The organism is Paractinoplanes ferrugineus (assembly GCF_016862195.1).
GTDB classification, from domain to species: Bacteria; Actinomycetota; Actinomycetes; order Mycobacteriales; family Micromonosporaceae; genus Actinoplanes; species Actinoplanes ferrugineus.
Genome location: NZ_BOMM01000012.1, coordinates 152469 through 167668 on the forward strand (window position 1 = coordinate 152469; position 15200 = coordinate 167668).

At 71.3% G+C, this 15200-nt stretch carries 13 protein-coding genes; 3 read left to right on the forward strand and 10 right to left on the reverse strand.

The window, feature by feature from the left end:
- Positions 1-28 precede the first annotated feature (28 nt).
- The 5 genes from Afe05nite_RS08600 to eno form a co-directional block, all read right to left on the reverse strand.
- A complete protein-coding gene (locus tag Afe05nite_RS08600) occupies positions 29-934 on the reverse strand; it encodes a Ppx/GppA phosphatase family protein (protein WP_203816451.1) in 906 nt (301 codons plus the stop codon).
- On the reverse strand, positions 931-1425 hold the full coding sequence (locus tag Afe05nite_RS08605; RefSeq protein WP_203816452.1) for an amino-acid N-acetyltransferase: 495 nt from the start codon (positions 1423-1425) through the stop codon (positions 931-933). The genes Afe05nite_RS08600 and Afe05nite_RS08605 overlap by 4 nt, the downstream gene beginning before the upstream one ends.
- Entirely contained in the window at positions 1426-1929 is a 504-nt protein-coding gene (locus Afe05nite_RS08610) for a DUF501 domain-containing protein (RefSeq protein WP_203816453.1), read from the reverse strand.
- A 1-nt stretch (position 1930) separates the two neighbouring features.
- The gene (locus tag Afe05nite_RS08615; protein ID WP_203816454.1) at positions 1931-2488 is read right to left on the reverse strand and encodes an FtsB family cell division protein; all 558 of its coding nucleotides are present in this window, start codon (positions 2486-2488) and stop codon (positions 1931-1933) included.
- Between the two features lie 80 nt (positions 2489-2568).
- Positions 2569-3852: a phosphopyruvate hydratase gene (eno, locus tag Afe05nite_RS08620; protein ID WP_203816455.1), complete on the reverse strand. Its 1284-nt coding sequence runs from the start codon at positions 3850-3852 to the stop codon at positions 2569-2571.
- 164 nt (positions 3853-4016) lie between these two features.
- Here eno and Afe05nite_RS08625 point away from each other — a divergent pair, with 164 nt between their 5' ends.
- Positions 4017-4646, forward strand: coding sequence for a hypothetical protein (locus tag Afe05nite_RS08625; protein ID WP_203816456.1), 630 nt, complete (start codon positions 4017-4019; stop codon positions 4644-4646).
- 55 nt (positions 4647-4701) lie between these two features.
- On the forward strand, positions 4702-5349 hold the full coding sequence (locus Afe05nite_RS08630; RefSeq protein ID WP_203816457.1) for a hypothetical protein: 648 nt from the start codon (positions 4702-4704) through the stop codon (positions 5347-5349).
- Here the strand turns inward: Afe05nite_RS08630 and Afe05nite_RS08635 are convergent.
- Genes Afe05nite_RS08635 through mfd form a run of 5 tightly spaced genes read right to left on the reverse strand, consistent with a single transcriptional unit; the run spans position 5334 to position 13195 of the window.
- On the reverse strand, positions 5334-6146 hold the full coding sequence (locus Afe05nite_RS08635) for a DUF1206 domain-containing protein (protein WP_203816458.1): 813 nt from the start codon (positions 6144-6146) through the stop codon (positions 5334-5336). The two genes, Afe05nite_RS08630 and Afe05nite_RS08635, sit on opposite strands and share 16 nt — an antisense overlap.
- Positions 6147-6187: 41 nt before the next feature.
- Entirely contained in the window at positions 6188-7804 is a 1617-nt protein-coding gene (locus Afe05nite_RS08640) for a DUF885 domain-containing protein (RefSeq protein ID WP_203816459.1), read from the reverse strand.
- A gap of 9 nt (positions 7805-7813) precedes the next feature.
- Positions 7814-8779 carry a nucleoside triphosphate pyrophosphohydrolase gene (locus tag Afe05nite_RS08645; protein WP_203816460.1) on the reverse strand — a complete coding sequence of 322 codons (966 nt, stop codon included), beginning with the start codon at positions 8777-8779 and terminating at the stop codon, positions 7814-7816.
- Position 8780: 1 nt separating this feature from the next.
- Positions 8781-9509 carry a hypothetical protein gene (locus Afe05nite_RS08650; protein WP_203816461.1) on the reverse strand — a complete coding sequence of 243 codons (729 nt, stop codon included), beginning with the start codon at positions 9507-9509 and terminating at the stop codon, positions 8781-8783.
- A 56-nt stretch (positions 9510-9565) separates the two neighbouring features.
- Complete coding sequence (mfd, locus tag Afe05nite_RS08655; protein WP_203816462.1) at positions 9566-13195, reverse strand: transcription-repair coupling factor; 3630 nt, start codon at positions 13193-13195, stop codon at positions 9566-9568.
- Positions 13196-13379: 184 nt separating this feature from the next.
- Between mfd and Afe05nite_RS08660 the strand changes: the two genes are divergently transcribed.
- Positions 13380-15179 (forward strand): enoyl-CoA hydratase-related protein, encoded by a 1800-nt coding sequence (locus tag Afe05nite_RS08660; protein WP_203816463.1) that lies wholly within the window; start codon positions 13380-13382, stop codon positions 15177-15179.
- The last annotated feature ends 21 nt before the right edge of the window (positions 15180-15200 follow it).

Below are 15200 nucleotides of genomic sequence, written 5' to 3' on the forward strand. Positions count from 1 at the left end.
CGTCAAGCGCGAACTAGCACCGACCTTCTCAGGAAAGCGAGAAGGCGATTCCGTCGAGGATGTCGTGTTCGGACGCGACCAGTTCGGTCCGGCCCACCCGGTCCATGATGATCTTCAGGATGAGGGCGCCGCCGGCGATCACGTCGGCTCGGCCGGGATGCATGACCGGCAGCGCCAGCCGCTCGGCAGTGGTCATCGCGAGCAGTTCGTCGGCCACCTTGGCGACCGCCGCGCGGCTGACGCGGGCGTGGTGGATGCGGGCCGAGTCGTACGACGGCAGCCCCAGGGCCAGCGCCGTCACTGTGGTGACCGTGCCGGCCAGCCCGACGAGGGTGCCCGCCGACCGCCCCGGAACGGCCGCCAGCGCGGTCTCGACCGCCTCGGTGATGTCCCGGGTGGCGGCGGCGACCTCGGCCGCCGCGGGCGGGTCGGAGTGCAGATGGCGCTCGGTCATCCGGACACAACCGATGTCCATCGAGATCGCGTGCTCGACCCGGGCGGAGCCGGTCACGAACTCGGTCGAGCCGCCGCCGATGTCGAAGATCAGGAAGGGTGGCGCGGCGTCCAGGCCGGCCACCGCCCCCGCGAACGAGAGCCGGGCCTCCTCGTCGCCGGTGATCACCTCGGGGTCGACGCCGAGCACCCCGCGGACCATGTCACGGAAGTCGGCGGCGTTGGCGGCGTCCCGCGAGGCCGACGTCGCGCACATCCGGACCCGGTCGATGCCCAGCTCGGCGATCTCCGCCGCGTACACCTGCAAGGCCTTTCGGGTGCGCGCCAGCGCGGCGTCGGACAGCCGGCCGGTGCGATCGACGCCCTCGCCGAGCCGCACGATCTCCATCCGCCGGGCGATGTCGGTGCTCCGCCCGTCCGTGACGTCGGCGATGAGCAGGCGGATCGAGTTGGTTCCGCAGTCGATGGCCGCGACTCTCACAGGTGCAGCAGCATTCTCGTGTTCCCCAGGGTGTTGGGTTTGACCCGCTCGAGGTCGAGGAATTCGGCGACACCCTCGTCGTAGGAGCGCAGCAGCTGCTCGTAGACCGGGTGCGGGACGGGCGCGCCGTCGATCTCGGTGAAGCCGAACGAGCCGAAGAAGCGGGTCTCGAACGTGAGGCAGAAAACCCGGGCCACGCCCAGCTCACGGGCGACATCGAGAAGCCGGGACACGATCTGGTGGCCGATCTTGCGGCCGCGGCAGGCCGGATCCACCGCAACGGTACGGATCTCGGCGAGGTCCTCCCACATGACGTGCAGGGCCCCGCAACCGAGCACGCGACCCGGCTCGTCGACCGCGACCCAGAACTCCTGGACCGCCTCGTAGAGCGTGACCGTGGCCTTCGACAGCAGGCGCCGATCGGTGGTGTAGGTGTCCACGAGGGCCCTGATCGCCCGTACGTCACTGGTGCGCGCCCGCCGGATCTCCACCTATTCGTCCTTCTTCGCGGTTACGCAGGGCCCGCCCGCCCACCACGGTTCGACCGCGTCCCGCACCTCGTCGCCGAACGGGTTGACGCCCCGGCCGGCGGCGAGCGCGTGGCCCAGGTGGACATGCAGGCACTTGACCCGGTCGGGCATCCCGCCGGCGGCGACCTCGGCGATCTCGGGTACGTCCTCGATCGCCTTGCGGCGCGCCAGATAGTCCTCGGCCGCCTGCTCGTAACGCTCGGCCAGCACGGGATCGGTCGACAGGCGCTCCTGCATGTCGCGCATGACTCCGGCGGACTCCAGCCGGCTGCACGCGGCCGTCGCATGCGGGCAGGTCAGGTAGAAGAGCGTGGGGAACGGGGTGCCGTCGGGCAGGCGCGGCGCCGTCTCGACGACGTCCGGGTTGCCGCACGGGCAACGGTGCGCGACGGCGCGGGTGCCGCGAGGTGCGCGGCCGAGCTGGGCCGCCACGATGTCGAGATCGGCTTCGGAGGGACTTGCCATGTCAGTTTCGAGGCTCCGCGTCTGCTGATTGCACGCTGCTCCACAGCGTGTCGTACCACCGGTCGGGGGTGGCCGGCGCGGCCTTGTTGCCGGACTCGCGGGCGGCCCCGGCCGGATCGTTGATCACCAACAGCGGGGTCTCCCCGGGCAGCACGTAGGAGAGCCGCTTGCGAGCCTGCGCCCGGAGGTATTCCGGGTCCTTCCACTTCGCCAGTTCCTGCTGGTCGAGAGCGATCTGCTGGCGCTGGGCGGCCTGATCGGCCTCCATCTGGGCGATTTCCGACTTCTGCGCCAGATAGACCCGGAGCGGATATGTGTACGCCAAGGCCAGCGCCACGAACACCACGATCAGGACGGTCGCGCGGCCGGTCAGCGCGCGGGGCCGGGGGGCGGCCGTCCGCTTCGCCGGGCCGGTGCCCACACCCACCGTGCGGCGGGTCGGGGCGGGCCGCGCCCGGGTGCGGGTCTGCACGCGGGTGGTGCCGGTCGTGCGCACCCGCGACGAACCGGTGCGGCGGGTCGGGCCCTGTCCGCTCGGCGCGCGTCGCTGTGTGGTCACCCTGCTCCCCCGCTCGACCGGTCACGGATTGTGGCACTCCCCTTGAGAGTGCCACAACTCCATGATCTTCGGTCCGGCTGTTACGCGGCCCGGTAACGCGGGAAAGCGCCCGCCCCGGCGTACCGGGCCGCGCTCTCCAGCTGCTCCTCGATGCGCAGGAGCTGGTTGTACTTGGCGACCCGGTCCGAGCGGGCGGGGGCGCCGGTCTTGATCTGGCCACTGCCGACCGCGACCGCGAGGTCGGCGATCGTGGTGTCCTCCGTCTCACCGGAGCGGTGCGACATCATCGTCTTGAAACCGGCCCGGTGCGCCAGGTCGACGGCGTCGAGCGTCTCGGTCAGCGAGCCGATCTGGTTGACCTTGACGAGAACCGAGTTGGCGGCGCTCTCCGCGATGCCCCGGCCGATGCGCGTCGGGTTGGTCACGAACAGGTCGTCGCCGACGATCTGGATCTTGTTGCCCAGCTGCGCGGTCATCGCGCTCCAGCCGGCCCAGTCCTCCTCGGACAGCGGGTCCTCGATCGAGACGATCGGGTACTCGTCGGCGAGCTTCGCGTAGTAGGCGATCATCTCGTCCGTCGACTTCGGGGAGCCCTCGAAGACGTACGCCCCGTCCTTGTAGAACTCGGTGGCCGCGACGTCCATGGCCAGCACGATGTCGGTGCCCAGGGTGAAGCCGGCCGCCTTGACCGCCTCACCGATCAGGTCGAGCGCGGCGGCGTTGGCCGCGAGGCTCGGCGCGAAGCCGCCCTCGTCGCCCAGGCCGGTCGACAGGCCCTTCTTCTTCAGCACCGACTTCAGCGCGTGGTAGACCTCCGCGCCGGTGCGCAGCGCCTCGCGGAACGTCGGCGCGCCGATCGGGGCGATCATGAACTCCTGCACGTCGACGTTCGAGTCGGCGTGCGCACCACCGTTCAGGATGTTCATCATCGGCACCGGCAGCAGGGCCGCGTTGGGCCCGCCGAGGTAGCGGAACAGCGGCAGCTCGGCGGAGGTCGCGGCGGCCTTGGCGACGGCCAGGGACACGCCCAGGATCGCGTTGGCGCCCAGCTCCGACTTGTCCGCGGTGCCGTCCAGGTCGAGCATCTTCTGGTCGATCAGGCGCTGCTCCGACGCCTCGTAGCCGACCAGCTCGTCGGCGATCTTGTCTTCGATGTTGGCGACGGCCTTCTCGACGCCCTTGCCCAGGTAACGGCCCTTGTCGCCGTCGCGCAGCTCGAGCGCTTCGAATGCACCGGTCGAGGCGCCCGAGGGCACCGCGGCGCGGCCGACCGTTCCGTCGTCAAGCCCGACCTCGACCTCAACGGTGGGGTTGCCCCGGGAGTCGAGAATTTCGCGGGCGACGATCGCCTCAATGGTGGCCATGTGTGGTCTCGCTCCTCTTCACATAGGTTGCAGTCACCGACCGCGACCCTGCGGCCGACCACGGCACTGAGCGTATCCGGGCGCGGTAGCGGACGTACGCGCGGCCGGTGAACTTACGACCGATGGCTCAAGGTCGGGACTTTGGTGCCGATCTCTCGGGCACTATGAGCGCTTCGAGTCTCCCGCCGGACGGGTCGTTCATCGAGATGACCTCCTACGGCGAAACGCATCCCGAGGTGAGGGTCGTGCACGCCTCCGGGACGGTGGTCACCCTCTCCCTGGCGAAGGCCCACCTGCCACCCACGAATTCGACCGTGCAACTGCGCTGGGCAGCGGCTCCGCGCGGGCGCTACGCCCAGGACGGCTATGTCGTCTCGGTCGACGGCAACCGGGTGGAGGTCCACTTCACCGGCCAGCCGGCGATCATGCAGAGCCGCTCCTTCGTGCGGGGCGGAGGCGGCGAACCGGTCGTGCTGAGCCGTCCCGGGGAGGCGGACGCGATCGGGGTGGTGCACGACATGAGCGAGCGGGCGGTGCGCGCCCACTTCACCGACGTCCAGTTGCGCCCCGGCGACGAGATGACGCTCAGTATTCATGTCGGCGACGAGTTGGTCGCCTTCCCGGCCACCGCCTTCAAGGTCAACTCACTGCGCCAGCAGGTGCCGTTCCCCGGCCCGCTCTCCGTCGAGATGGTCGCCGTCTTCGATGACGAGCAGGAGGAGTCCCAGGCCCGGGTCATCCGGCGGTACATCATGCGGCACCAGATGTCGCACCGGAACCGCTCCCACGACTGAGGTGAGACTGATACTCGTTTGCGCCGGGTTGCGGGCGTAGGCAAGGGTGTCAGTCGTGCCTTCGCGTCTACGCCTCACCGCCGCCGGTCTCACCACCGGGGCGGTGCTGCTCGGCCTGACCGGGTGCACCGGCCTCGACCAGGCCAGCGCGGCCGGCATCAGCCGGGACGACATGGTGTCGGAGATGGCCGTCCAGCTCGCCCGGGTGACCGGGCTCACCTACACCGCGACCTATCAGCTCGCCGGGGGCGACACCGCGACCGTGACGCAGGCCCAGAAACCCACCCGCACGGCCTACGACTTTCCGGGCGGCCGCCTCGTCGAGGAGACCGCCGGCACCGTCCGCTGCTCGGCCAAGCGGGAGTGCACGCGAACCGCTCCGCAGCCGGCCACCGCCCTGCCCCTGCCCGGCAGCACGCTGGTCACCCCGGAGGCCGCGCTCGCCCTGCTCAACGCGGCCACGCTCGACCAGGACGTCGAGGTCACCCCGCACGACACCACCATCGCCGGCCGGCACGCCACCTGTCTCGACCTGACCCGGGTCGACGGCACCCCGACGTCCGAGTTCGGCATCTGCGTGACCAACGAGGGCGCGCTCGGCAGCTTCGCCGCCACCATCGCCGGCACCCGCTACGAGCAGGCCATGACGGCGTACAAGGAGAAGGCCGCGCCGGAAGCGTTCGAAGCTCAGACCTTGCGATAACGCATCTGCACCACCGAGAACAAGCCGTAGGCCGCGATCCCGAGGGCGGTCGCCACCAGCATCCACGTGCCGTACGCCTGCGCGGCCATCGCCCGCAGCGCCGCGTCGAGCCCGCGCGCCTTGTCCGGGTCGTAGTTGACGGCCGCCACCACCAGCAGCACCCCGCCCGTCCCGTAGGCGACGCCCTTGGCGGTGTAACCGATCTCACCCAGCCGCTGGATCGTCCGCCGGACACCGGCGGTCATCTGCGACGTCTTCAGGTGCTTCTCGAACTTCCTGGTGAGGCCGTAGACAGCCAGGCCGGCCCCGATCACCGCCACCGTGACCCCGATCGCCGCCACCGCGAACCGGCCGCCCGCCGACACCATGAGGTCCTGGCTGGTCTGTTCCTGCAGGTCGGCGCTCGACTTGTTCTTGCCCTTGAGGACCTTGATGCCGGTCCACGCGAGGTAGGTGTAGAAGGCGGCCCGGCCGGCCGACGCCACCCGCTCGTAGACACGGTGCCGTCCGCGCTGGTCACGGTGCCCGATGGCGGCCTCGAAGATCTGCCAGATGGTCATCGCGAGCAGGCCGGCCACGAGCGCGACGATGAGTGCGGCGCCGTACGGCTTGGCGGCAAGCGTGTGCAGCGCCCCGGACTGGTCGCCGTCGGCCGGGGCGGTGCCGAACGCGATGCGCAGGATCAGCCAGGCGAACAGCAGGTGCAGGGCGCCGTAGCCGGCCAGCCCGGCGCGGGTCAGGCGCTCGAGCCACAGGTTGTCTTTCGCCTTGTTGGCGTGCGAGGTCAAGGAGGCCACGGTGTCCTCCTTGACCTGTAGATCTCTCCGCGAAACCCGCTTCACACCCCGAGCAGCGTGCGCAGGTGGCGCGGCGGCGGGGAGCCGTGCGCCAGCATCGCGTCGTGCCAGGCTTTCGGGGTGGCGCCGAACGGGCGGGCCGCGGCGATCCCGGCCATCTCGGTGTAGCCCACGAAATAGGTGCTGAGCTGGGTCGACGTGAGCAGGGCCCGGCGCCACTTGCCGGCCGCCTCGCCCTCCTCCTGGAAGCCGCGGCCGGTCATCAGCGCCATCGCCTCGGCCTCGGGCAGGTCCTCGCAGTGGGCCAGCTGGTCGATCATCGCGTTGATGCTTATCCGCAGCTGCATCTTGAGCTGCTGGAGACGCACCGGCAGGCCGCCGAAGCCGACCGAGGCCATCAGCTCCTCGGCATAGACCGCCCAGCCCTCGATGAACGGGCCCGACGAACCGAGCGAGCGCACCCGGGTCTCGGCCCGGAACCGGCGCGCGTGGGCCAGCTGCAGGAAGTGGCCGGGCATCGCCTCGTGGACGGTCAGGTCGCGGATCATGTGGTCGTTGTATTCGCGGTAGAACGACTCGACTCGCTCCGGCGACCACCCCGCCGGGGTCGGCGAGATGCAGTAGAACGTCGGCACGTCGGCCGTCTCGAACGGGCCGGGCGGGTCGCAATAGGCCACCGCGACGCCGCGGGCGAACTCGGGCATCTCCTCGATCACGAGCGGGTCGTCGATGAGCGTGAGGAGGTCGTGCGCCCGGACGAACGCGGTCGCCTCGGCCATCGTGACCTTGGCGAGGTCGACGATGGTGGCGTCGTCGGGATGGTCGGCGGACAGCGTGCCGAGGGCGCGGCGGACCGTCTCGTCGGTCTCCGGACCGCCCACCAACTCGGCCGCGGCCGCGCGCAGCTGCTCGCCGAGCTGATCGAGCCGGCCGCGGGCGCGGGACAGCACCTCGGCGGCGGGCAGCTCGGTGTCGAGGGTGTGCCAGAGCCGCGCCTCCCACAGCGGGCGGCCCAGACGCGGGTCACGGCCCGGCTCACCGGTCTCGAGCCGCTCGCGCAGCCAGCCGTCGAACTCGGCGAGCGCGGCCAGCGCGGTGGCGGCGGCCGGCTCGACCGCGGCACGCATGCCGGGCTCCTGCTCGAGGAGCGCCGGCAACTCGTCCCGGATCAGCGCGGCCGTGCCGGCGAACTGGCCCACCGCCGTCTCGGCGTGGATGCGTGGCACGTCACGCAGCACCGCGCGGGCCGTGGCCAGCGCGTCGGGAATCGCGGCGAGCCGGCCGCCGAGGCTGGTCAGGCGCTCCTCGACGGGCGCGAACTGGCGGGCGAGCAGTGCGTGCAGCAGCGGCCCGGGATTGTGGCCCAGCGGGTTCCACTCGTGCTCGCGCACGTCGGTCAGCTCGAACAGCCCGCGCTCCACCACCGCCGCGAGAATCGCGTGGTCGGCCTGGTCCTCCGGGCCGAAGGTGTCGGGATCGATGCCGGAGAGCGCGTCGGCGGCGTCGCGCAGCATGGCCACCCGGTCGGCGACGGCGCCCGGCGACAGGTCGGGTATGCGGTCGTCGTAGCGGTGGTCACCGACCTCCGCGGCCAGACCGGGGTCGGCCTGCAGGATGGCGTCGACGATGTCTTCGGCGAGTTGTACGAACTCCGGCATGCGAGAAAACTACTCGGCGGGTCCGACATTCTTCTGCTCGGCGCTCCGCACCGACGTCGCGTACGTCAATGTGGTGCGCCGCAGTTCCGCCTCGGCGTCCACCCCGGCCGCCCGCGCCTGGGCGACCACCCGCAGCAGCGCCGGGCCGAGCTCGTCGCCGGCCGGCAACGGCACCTCGAGGCCGGCCCGCTCGGCCCGCTGGAGGATCTTCGCGGCCAGCGCCAGCGCCGGCTGACTCAGCGCGACGCCGTCCAGGATCGACTCCCGCGACTTCTCGGCCTTCTTGATCCGCTCCCAGTTGGCGGTGATCTCCTCGATGTCGGTGATGTCGGCATCGGCGAAGACGTGCGGATTGCGGCGCACCATCTTCTCGACCAGGCCGCCGGCCACGTCGTCGATGCCCCAGGCCGAGCCGTCCGGGAGCTCCTCGGCCATCCGGGCGTGCAGGATCACCTGCAGGAGCACGTCACCCAGCTCCTCGCGGAGGGTTTCCAGGTCGTCGGCCTCGATCGCGTCGAACGCCTCGTAGGCCTCCTCCAGCATGTACTGGGCGAGGCTGCGATGGGTCTGCACGCGCTTCCACGGGTCGCCGCCCGGGGAGGCCAGCCGGTCCAGCACCGCCACCGCGTCGAGCAGGCGGGCGCCGGGCGGGTCCCACGAGCCGTACATCAGCTCGAGTTCGGCCAGCTCGGGTTCGCGGGTCAGGCGCAGGCCCAGCTGACGGGCGAAATCCTGGTCGCCGGCCGGACCGGCGAGCCAGACAACCGCCGCCTTGCCCGACAATTCCGACACAACGCGCTCGGGGTCCGGAATGATCACTTCGACCGGAACTCCCGCGTGCCGCAACGCGTCGGCCTGCTCCGACTCGGCCGCGGTGAGGACCGGGAACTGCCGGACGGCGTCCCAGGCCGCAGCCGTGAGCAGGCCGGCCGGCAGGCGCGGCGAGGTGACCAGCAGGATGATGCGGGCGGGCACCTTAAGAGGCGCTGACCGGCGCGGACTCGTCGTCGCCCAGCGGCACGCTGACCAGCGGGCGGACCTCGCCGTTGGCCGTCTGGAACTGCAGGACCGGGATGCCGAGCGGCTGGTAACGCGGGTTGACCTTGATGTCGAGCGGCTTGGCCACCTCGGCGATCTCGGTGCGCACCGCCGTCGCGGTCTGCACCAGCTGCTTGTTCGAGTCGGGCAGGCTCGTCTTGAACTGCTCGAACGAGCTGCCCTCCTGGATCTGCCCGTTCGCCGCGAGGACCTCGAAGATCTCCCGGAGGTCGGCATCGGACAGCGCCGCCGGGCTGGTGATGCCCTGACGCAGCACGCGCACATAGGTGTCGGCCTCGGCGTAGAGCCGGACGAACTCGGTGGTCGCCGGCACGTGCAACGACGAGGCGTATTCCTCGAGGTTCATCTCGGCCGGCAGCGACACGCTCTTCGCCTTGGCCACCTTGGCCAGCACATCGGCGCTGATCAGGGTGCGCACCACGTCGGTGCGGGTGACCGCCATGGTGGCCGGCGTGCCGGGGGTGGACCGGGCGGCCTTGACGACGGCGTCGTGGGCCTCGTCCCACACGTCCTGCACGCGGGCCTCGGTGAGGCGGGAATCGCCCAGATAGGCGGCCACGGACGGCTCGGAGCGGCAGGCGGAAAGGCCGGCCACGGCGAGGGACGCGACGACAACGACGGATGCGAGTCGGCGAACACGCTGCATGGTCCTGACTCTCTCACGCCCGCTGGGACACACGTCGCCGACCCCCGGAAAACGGATCATCCGGCCACCGGCGCCTTGACCGGCACCTCACCCAGGACGTCTTTGAGCAGCTGCGCGCACCACTGCAGGAGGGCCTGGTCGCGCAGCGGTTCGCCACCCATCCGGCGGGTGGCCGGCCGGGGCACGCTCACCTGGTCGGTGGCCTGCTTGTAGACCGAGTCGGGGTGGTAGCGCTTGAGCCGCAGCTGCTTGGAGTCGGGCAGCGGCAGCGGGGCGAGCCGGATGTGCTTGCCCTGCATCGACACGTCGGTCAGGCCGTAGGCACGGGCCGTCTGCCGGAAGCGGGCCACCGCGATCAGGTTGGCGACCTGGGCCGGCGGCTCGCCGTAGCGGTCGGTCATCTCGGCGATGACCTCCTCGAGCTTCCTGTCGTCCCGGGCCTCGGCCAGTTTCCGGTACATCTCGAGGCGCAGCCGCTCGACCGAGATGTACTCGACAGGCAGGTGGGCGTCGACCGGGAGGTCGATCTTGACCTCCGGCTCCTCCTCGGGGCGCTCGCCCTTGAACGCTTGCACGGCCTCGCCGACCATCCGGACGTAGAGGTCGAAGCCGACGCCCTCGATGTGGCCGGACTGCTCGCCGCCGAGCAGGTTGCCGGCGCCGCGGATCTCGAGGTCCTTCATCGCCACGTACATGCCGGCGCCGAGCTCGGTGTGCTGGGCGATGGTGGCGAGACGCTCGTGGGCGTGCTCGGTCAGCGGCTTCTCGCGGGGGTAGAGGAAGTAGGCGTACGCCCGCTCGCGGCCCCGGCCGACCCGGCCCCGGATCTGGTGCAGCTGGGCCAGGCCGAGCAGGTCGGCACGCTCGACGATCAGGGTGTTGGCGTTGGGGATGTCGATGCCGGACTCGACGATCGTGGTGCAGACCAGGACGTCGAACTCCTTCTCCCAGAAGCCGACCATCACCTTCTCCAGCTGTTCCTCGCTCATCTGGCCGTGCGCCACCGCGACCCGGGCCTCGGGGACCAGCTCGCGCAGCTTGCGGGCGGCGCGGTCGATCGACTCGACCCGGTTGTGCAGGTAGAACACCTGACCGTCGCGGAGCAGCTCACGGTGGATGGAGGCGGCGATCTGCTTCTCGTCGTGGGCGCCGACGAAGGTCAGCACCGGGTGCCGCTCCTCGGGCGGGGTGGCGATGGTGGACATCTCCCGGATGCCGGTGATCGCCATCTCGAGGGTGCGCGGGATCGGGGTGGCCGACATGGTCAGCACGTCGACCGAGGCGCGCAGAGCCTTGAGCTGCTCCTTGTGCTCGACGCCGAACCGCTGCTCCTCGTCCACGATGATCAGGCCGAGGTTCTTGAACTTCGTCGAGTTGGCCAGCAGGCGGTGGGTGCCGATGACGATGTCGGCGGTGCCGTCGGCGGCCTGTTCCAGGGCCAGTTTCGCCTCGGTCGGCGTCTGGAACCGGGACAGCTGCTTGATCTGCACCGGGAACTGGCCCATCCGGTCGGTGAACGTGTTGAAGTGCTGCTGGACGAGCAGCGTGGTGGGCACCAGCACGGCCACCTGCTTGCCGTCCTGCACGGCCTTGAAGGCGGCCCGCACCGCGATCTCGGTCTTGCCGTAGCCGACGTCGCCACAGATCAGCCGGTCCATCGGGACGGCCAGCTCCATGTCGTGCTTGACCTCGTGGATCGCGGCCAGCTGGTCCGGGGTCTCGGTGTAGGGGAAGGCGTCCTCCAGCTCGCGCTGCCAGGGCGAGTCGGGACCGAACGCGTGCCCCTTGGACGCCTGCCGGGCCGCGTAGAGCTGGATCAGCTGGGCGGCGATCTCGCGCACCGCCTTGCGGGCGCGGGCCTTGCTCTTCTGCCAGTCGGAGCCGCCCATCTTGTGCAGCGTGGGCTGCTCGCCGCCGACGTAACGGGACAGCTGGTCGAGCTGGTCGGTCGGCACGTAGAGGCGGTCGCCCGGTTGGCCACGCTTGGACGCGGCGTACTCGATCACCAGGTATTCGCGGTCGGCGCCGTTGACCGTGCGCTGCACCAGCTCGACGTAGCGACCGATGCCGTGCTGCTCGTGCACCACGTGGTCGCCGGGCTTGAGCTCGAGCGGGTCGATCGTGTTGCGCCGCCGCGACGGCATCTTCCGCATGTCCTTTGTCGAGGCTCCGCGGCCCCCGCTGATGTCGTTGCCGGTGATGACGGCCAGCTGCGAGGCCTCGTCGACGAAGCCGTGGTTGAGACCGCCGCAGGTGATCAGCACCTGGCCGGGCTCGATCGCCTTCTCGATGTGGTCGACCGGGGTCACCCCGACGCCGGCGTCGCGCAGCACCTCGGTCGCCCGCTGGGCCGTGCCGTGCCCCTCGAAGACCAGGGCGACGGTCCAGCCGGCGGCGACCCAGGCGGTCAGATCGGAGGTGAGCCGAGCGGTGTCGCCGTGGTAGAGCGGCACGGGCTGGGCGGCGAGGGCGATGGCGTCACCCTGGTCGGGCGACACCTGAACGGCCGAGGGGGCGTCGAGCCACGGCTGGTCGGCCGCGGCGGTCTCGTCGGAGTCGGCCGACGCCAGGCCGAACGGCGAGAGGGTCCACCACGGCTGGGACAGCGTCGCGGCGTGGGCGCGCACGTCGGCGAGAGTCTTGAAAGCGGCGGCGCCGACGTCGATCGGCGCCTGGCCGCCGACGGCGGCCGCGGCCCAGGAGGCCTCGAGGAACTCGTCCGAGGTACGGGTGAGGTCGTGCGCGCGGGTGCGGATCCGCTCCGGGTCGCAGAGCAGCACGTGGGTGCCGGCCGGCATGCAGTCGAGGAGCAGCTCCATGCTGCCGGTGCCGTCGAGCAGGGCCGGCGCCAGCGACTCCATGCCCTCGACCGGGATGCCTTCGGCCAGCTTGTCGAGGATCTCGGCGAGCTCCGGGTGGGCGGCGGACAGCTCGGCAGCCCGTTCCCGGACCGCGGGCGTCAGCAGCAGCTCCCGGCAGGGCGGCGCCCAGAGCCGGGTGACGGCGTCGATGGTGCGCTGGTCGGCGACCGCGAAGGTGCGGATCTCCTCGACCTCGTCGCCCCAGAACTCGACCCGGGACGGGTGCTCGTCGGTGGGCGGGAAGACGTCGAGGATGCCGCCGCGCACCGCGAACTCGCCCCGCTTGGTGACGAGGTCGACGCGGGCGTAGGCCATGTCGGCCAGCCGCCGCGCCACCCCCTCGAGGTCGGCCGCGCCGCCGTTGACCAGCTCGACCGGTTCGAGGTCGCCGAGGCCCTTGAGCTGTGGCTGGAGCAGGCTGCGCACCGGCGCCACGACCACCTGCAGCGGCTGCTCGCCGGGGTGGGCGAGCCGGCGCAGCACGGCCAGCCGCCGGCCGACGGTGTCGGAGCGGGGTGACAGGCGCTCGTGCGGCAGCGTCTCCCACGAGGGGAAGACCGCGATGCGGTCGGAGTCGATCAGGCAGCCCAGCGCGTCGGCCAGGTCGTCGGCCTCGCGGCTGGTGGCGGTGACGGCGAGCACCGGCCGCCCGGCGCCGCCCAGCTCGGTGCGGCCGGCGACGGTCGAGACCACGAACGGCCGCAGCGAGGCGGGGGCGGTCAGGTCGAGCGAGTCGGAATCCACGAAACCCTTGCGCGCCAGATCACGAGCGCGGGCGAGCCCTCGGTCACGCAGGGCCGCCGGGATCAGGCCGGAGAGTTGCATGCTGACTGCTCCCACGTCGAATAACCCAGACGAATAACCCCAGACGTCCGATGGGACGGGGGTAGGCGTTCGAGTCTAGTCCGGCCCACCGACGTTGCCGGGTCGGACAACATGTCCGACATAACGGTCGATATCCGGAGAATAGTCGATAGCTGTTAGTCAGTACGGCTCCCTGGGAGGCAACGTGCGGATCCTGCTGCTCGTAACGGCATTCAACGGACTGAGCCAGCGAGCCTGGTGTGCCCTGCGCGAGGCCGGGCACGAGGTCGGTGTCCAGTTCGCGACCAGCGGCCCCGACATGATCGCGGCCGTCCGGAAGGCCGATCCGGAGCTGATCATCTGCCCGTTCCTCAAGGAGCGGGTGCCGGCCGAGATCTGGCGGCGCCGGCGCACCGTGATCATCCACCCCGGCCCGGTCGGCGATCGCGGGCCGTCCGCACTGGACTGGGCGATCACCGAGAGCGCGCGGCTCTGGGGCGTCACGGCCCTGCAGGCGGTGCAGGAGATGGACGCGGGTCCGATCTGGGCCACCCGGACATTCCCCATGTCCGCCGCGCCGCCTCGCAAGTCGTCGCTCTACCACGGGCCGGTCGCCGACGCCGCCCTGGAGTGCATCTTCGAGGTCGTCGCCAAGGCCCAGGACCCGAAGTTCAAACCGACTCCGGCCGACCAGGCCCCCGCCGAGGTGCCCGGCGCCCGGCCGCGCGAGCTGATGCGCCAGTCCGACCGCGCCTTCGACTTCGCCGACCCGACCGAGCAGATCGTCCGGAAGATCCGCGCGGCCGACGGCGCCCCGGGCGTACGCACCGAACTGGGCGGACTCGCCGTCTTCGCCTACGACGCGCTGCCCGGCCTCGCCCGCGGCGCCCGCCCCGGCGAGATCATCAGCCGCCGGCAGGGCGCCGTGCTCGTCGGCACCGGCGACGGCAGCGTCTGGCTCGGCCACCTGCGGGCCGCCGAGCCGGCCGCCGGCGGGAAAGAACGGCCCAAGAACTCGGCGAAGCCCGGCCGAGCCGGTGTCAAGCTCCCGGCGACCACCCTGCTCGGCGCCCGCCTGCGCGGCGTACCCCACTCGCCGTTGCCGCCCGGCAGCGAACCCGAGCACCCGGCCACCTACCGGCAGGTCCGCTACCGGCGCAGCGGCGCCGTCGGGTGGCTCGCCTTCGACTTCTACAACGGCGCGATGGCGCCCGGGCACTCCCGCCGGCTGCTCGCCGGGCTGCGGCACGCGGTCGCGCAGGACACCGAGGTCCTAGTGCTGCGCGGGGGCACGGACGCCTTCAGCAACGGCATCCACCTCAACGTCATCGAGGCCTCCCCGGACCCCGCAAACGCCGCCTGGGCGAGCATCCGGGCGATCAACGAGGTCTGCCGGGAGATCATCACGTGCACCCGGCAGGTGGTCATCGCCGGGTACGCGGGCAACGCCGGTGCCGGGGGCGTGATGCTCGGGCTCGGCGCCGACATCGTGGCCGCCCGCGACGGGATCGTGCTCAACCCGTACTACGAGATCGGGTTGTACGGCTCCGAGCTGCACACCTTCACGCTCCCCCGGCGGGTCGGGGCCGATCCGGCGCAACGGCTCATCGACGACAAACTGCCGGTGAGCGCCGTCCGGGCCCGATCGATCGGGCTGGTGGACGAGGTCGGGCCGCGCCATCCCGACGCGTACACCGAATGGCTCACCGCCCTCGCCGAACGGGAGAGTGAGGTGCGCTCGGCCCGCACCAAGCGCCAGGCGAAGGCCCGGCGGCTGGCCGCCGAGAGGGTCCCGCTCGAGGTGTACGAGGCCCGCGAGCTCGCCGAGATGAGCCGCGACATGTACGGCGACCGGTCCGGTTTCGCCGAGGCCCGGCACAACTTCGTGCACAAGGTGAAAGCCACCGAGACGCCGGCCCGACTGCGCCCGGCCGGCCCGGCCAACGCCGCCCCCAAGGCCCGCCGACCCGCTATTCTTCGCCCGGCGGTGCCCCTTTCCGCCTGACGAACTCGTGAGTCTTGCCTC

What these genes read in the sequence shown, in the direction of transcription:
- Afe05nite_RS08610 (WP_203816453.1), bottom strand. Translation starts at nt 1,929, where the DNA reads ATGGCAAGTCCCTCCGAAGCCGATCTCGACATCGTGGCGGCCCAGCTC.
- eno (WP_203816455.1), bottom strand. Translation starts at nt 3,852, where the DNA reads ATGGCCACCATTGAGGCGATCGTCGCCCGCGAAATTCTCGACTCCCGG.
- Afe05nite_RS08625 (WP_203816456.1), top strand. Translation starts at nt 4,017, where the DNA reads ATGAGCGCTTCGAGTCTCCCGCCGGACGGGTCGTTCATCGAGATGACC.
- Afe05nite_RS08640 (WP_203816459.1), bottom strand. Translation starts at nt 7,804, where the DNA reads ATGCCGGAGTTCGTACAACTCGCCGAAGACATCGTCGACGCCATCCTG.
- Afe05nite_RS08650 (WP_203816461.1), bottom strand. Translation starts at nt 9,509, where the DNA reads ATGCAGCGTGTTCGCCGACTCGCATCCGTCGTTGTCGTCGCGTCCCTC.
- mfd (WP_203816462.1), bottom strand. Translation starts at nt 13,195, where the DNA reads ATGCAACTCTCCGGCCTGATCCCGGCGGCCCTGCGTGACCGAGGGCTC.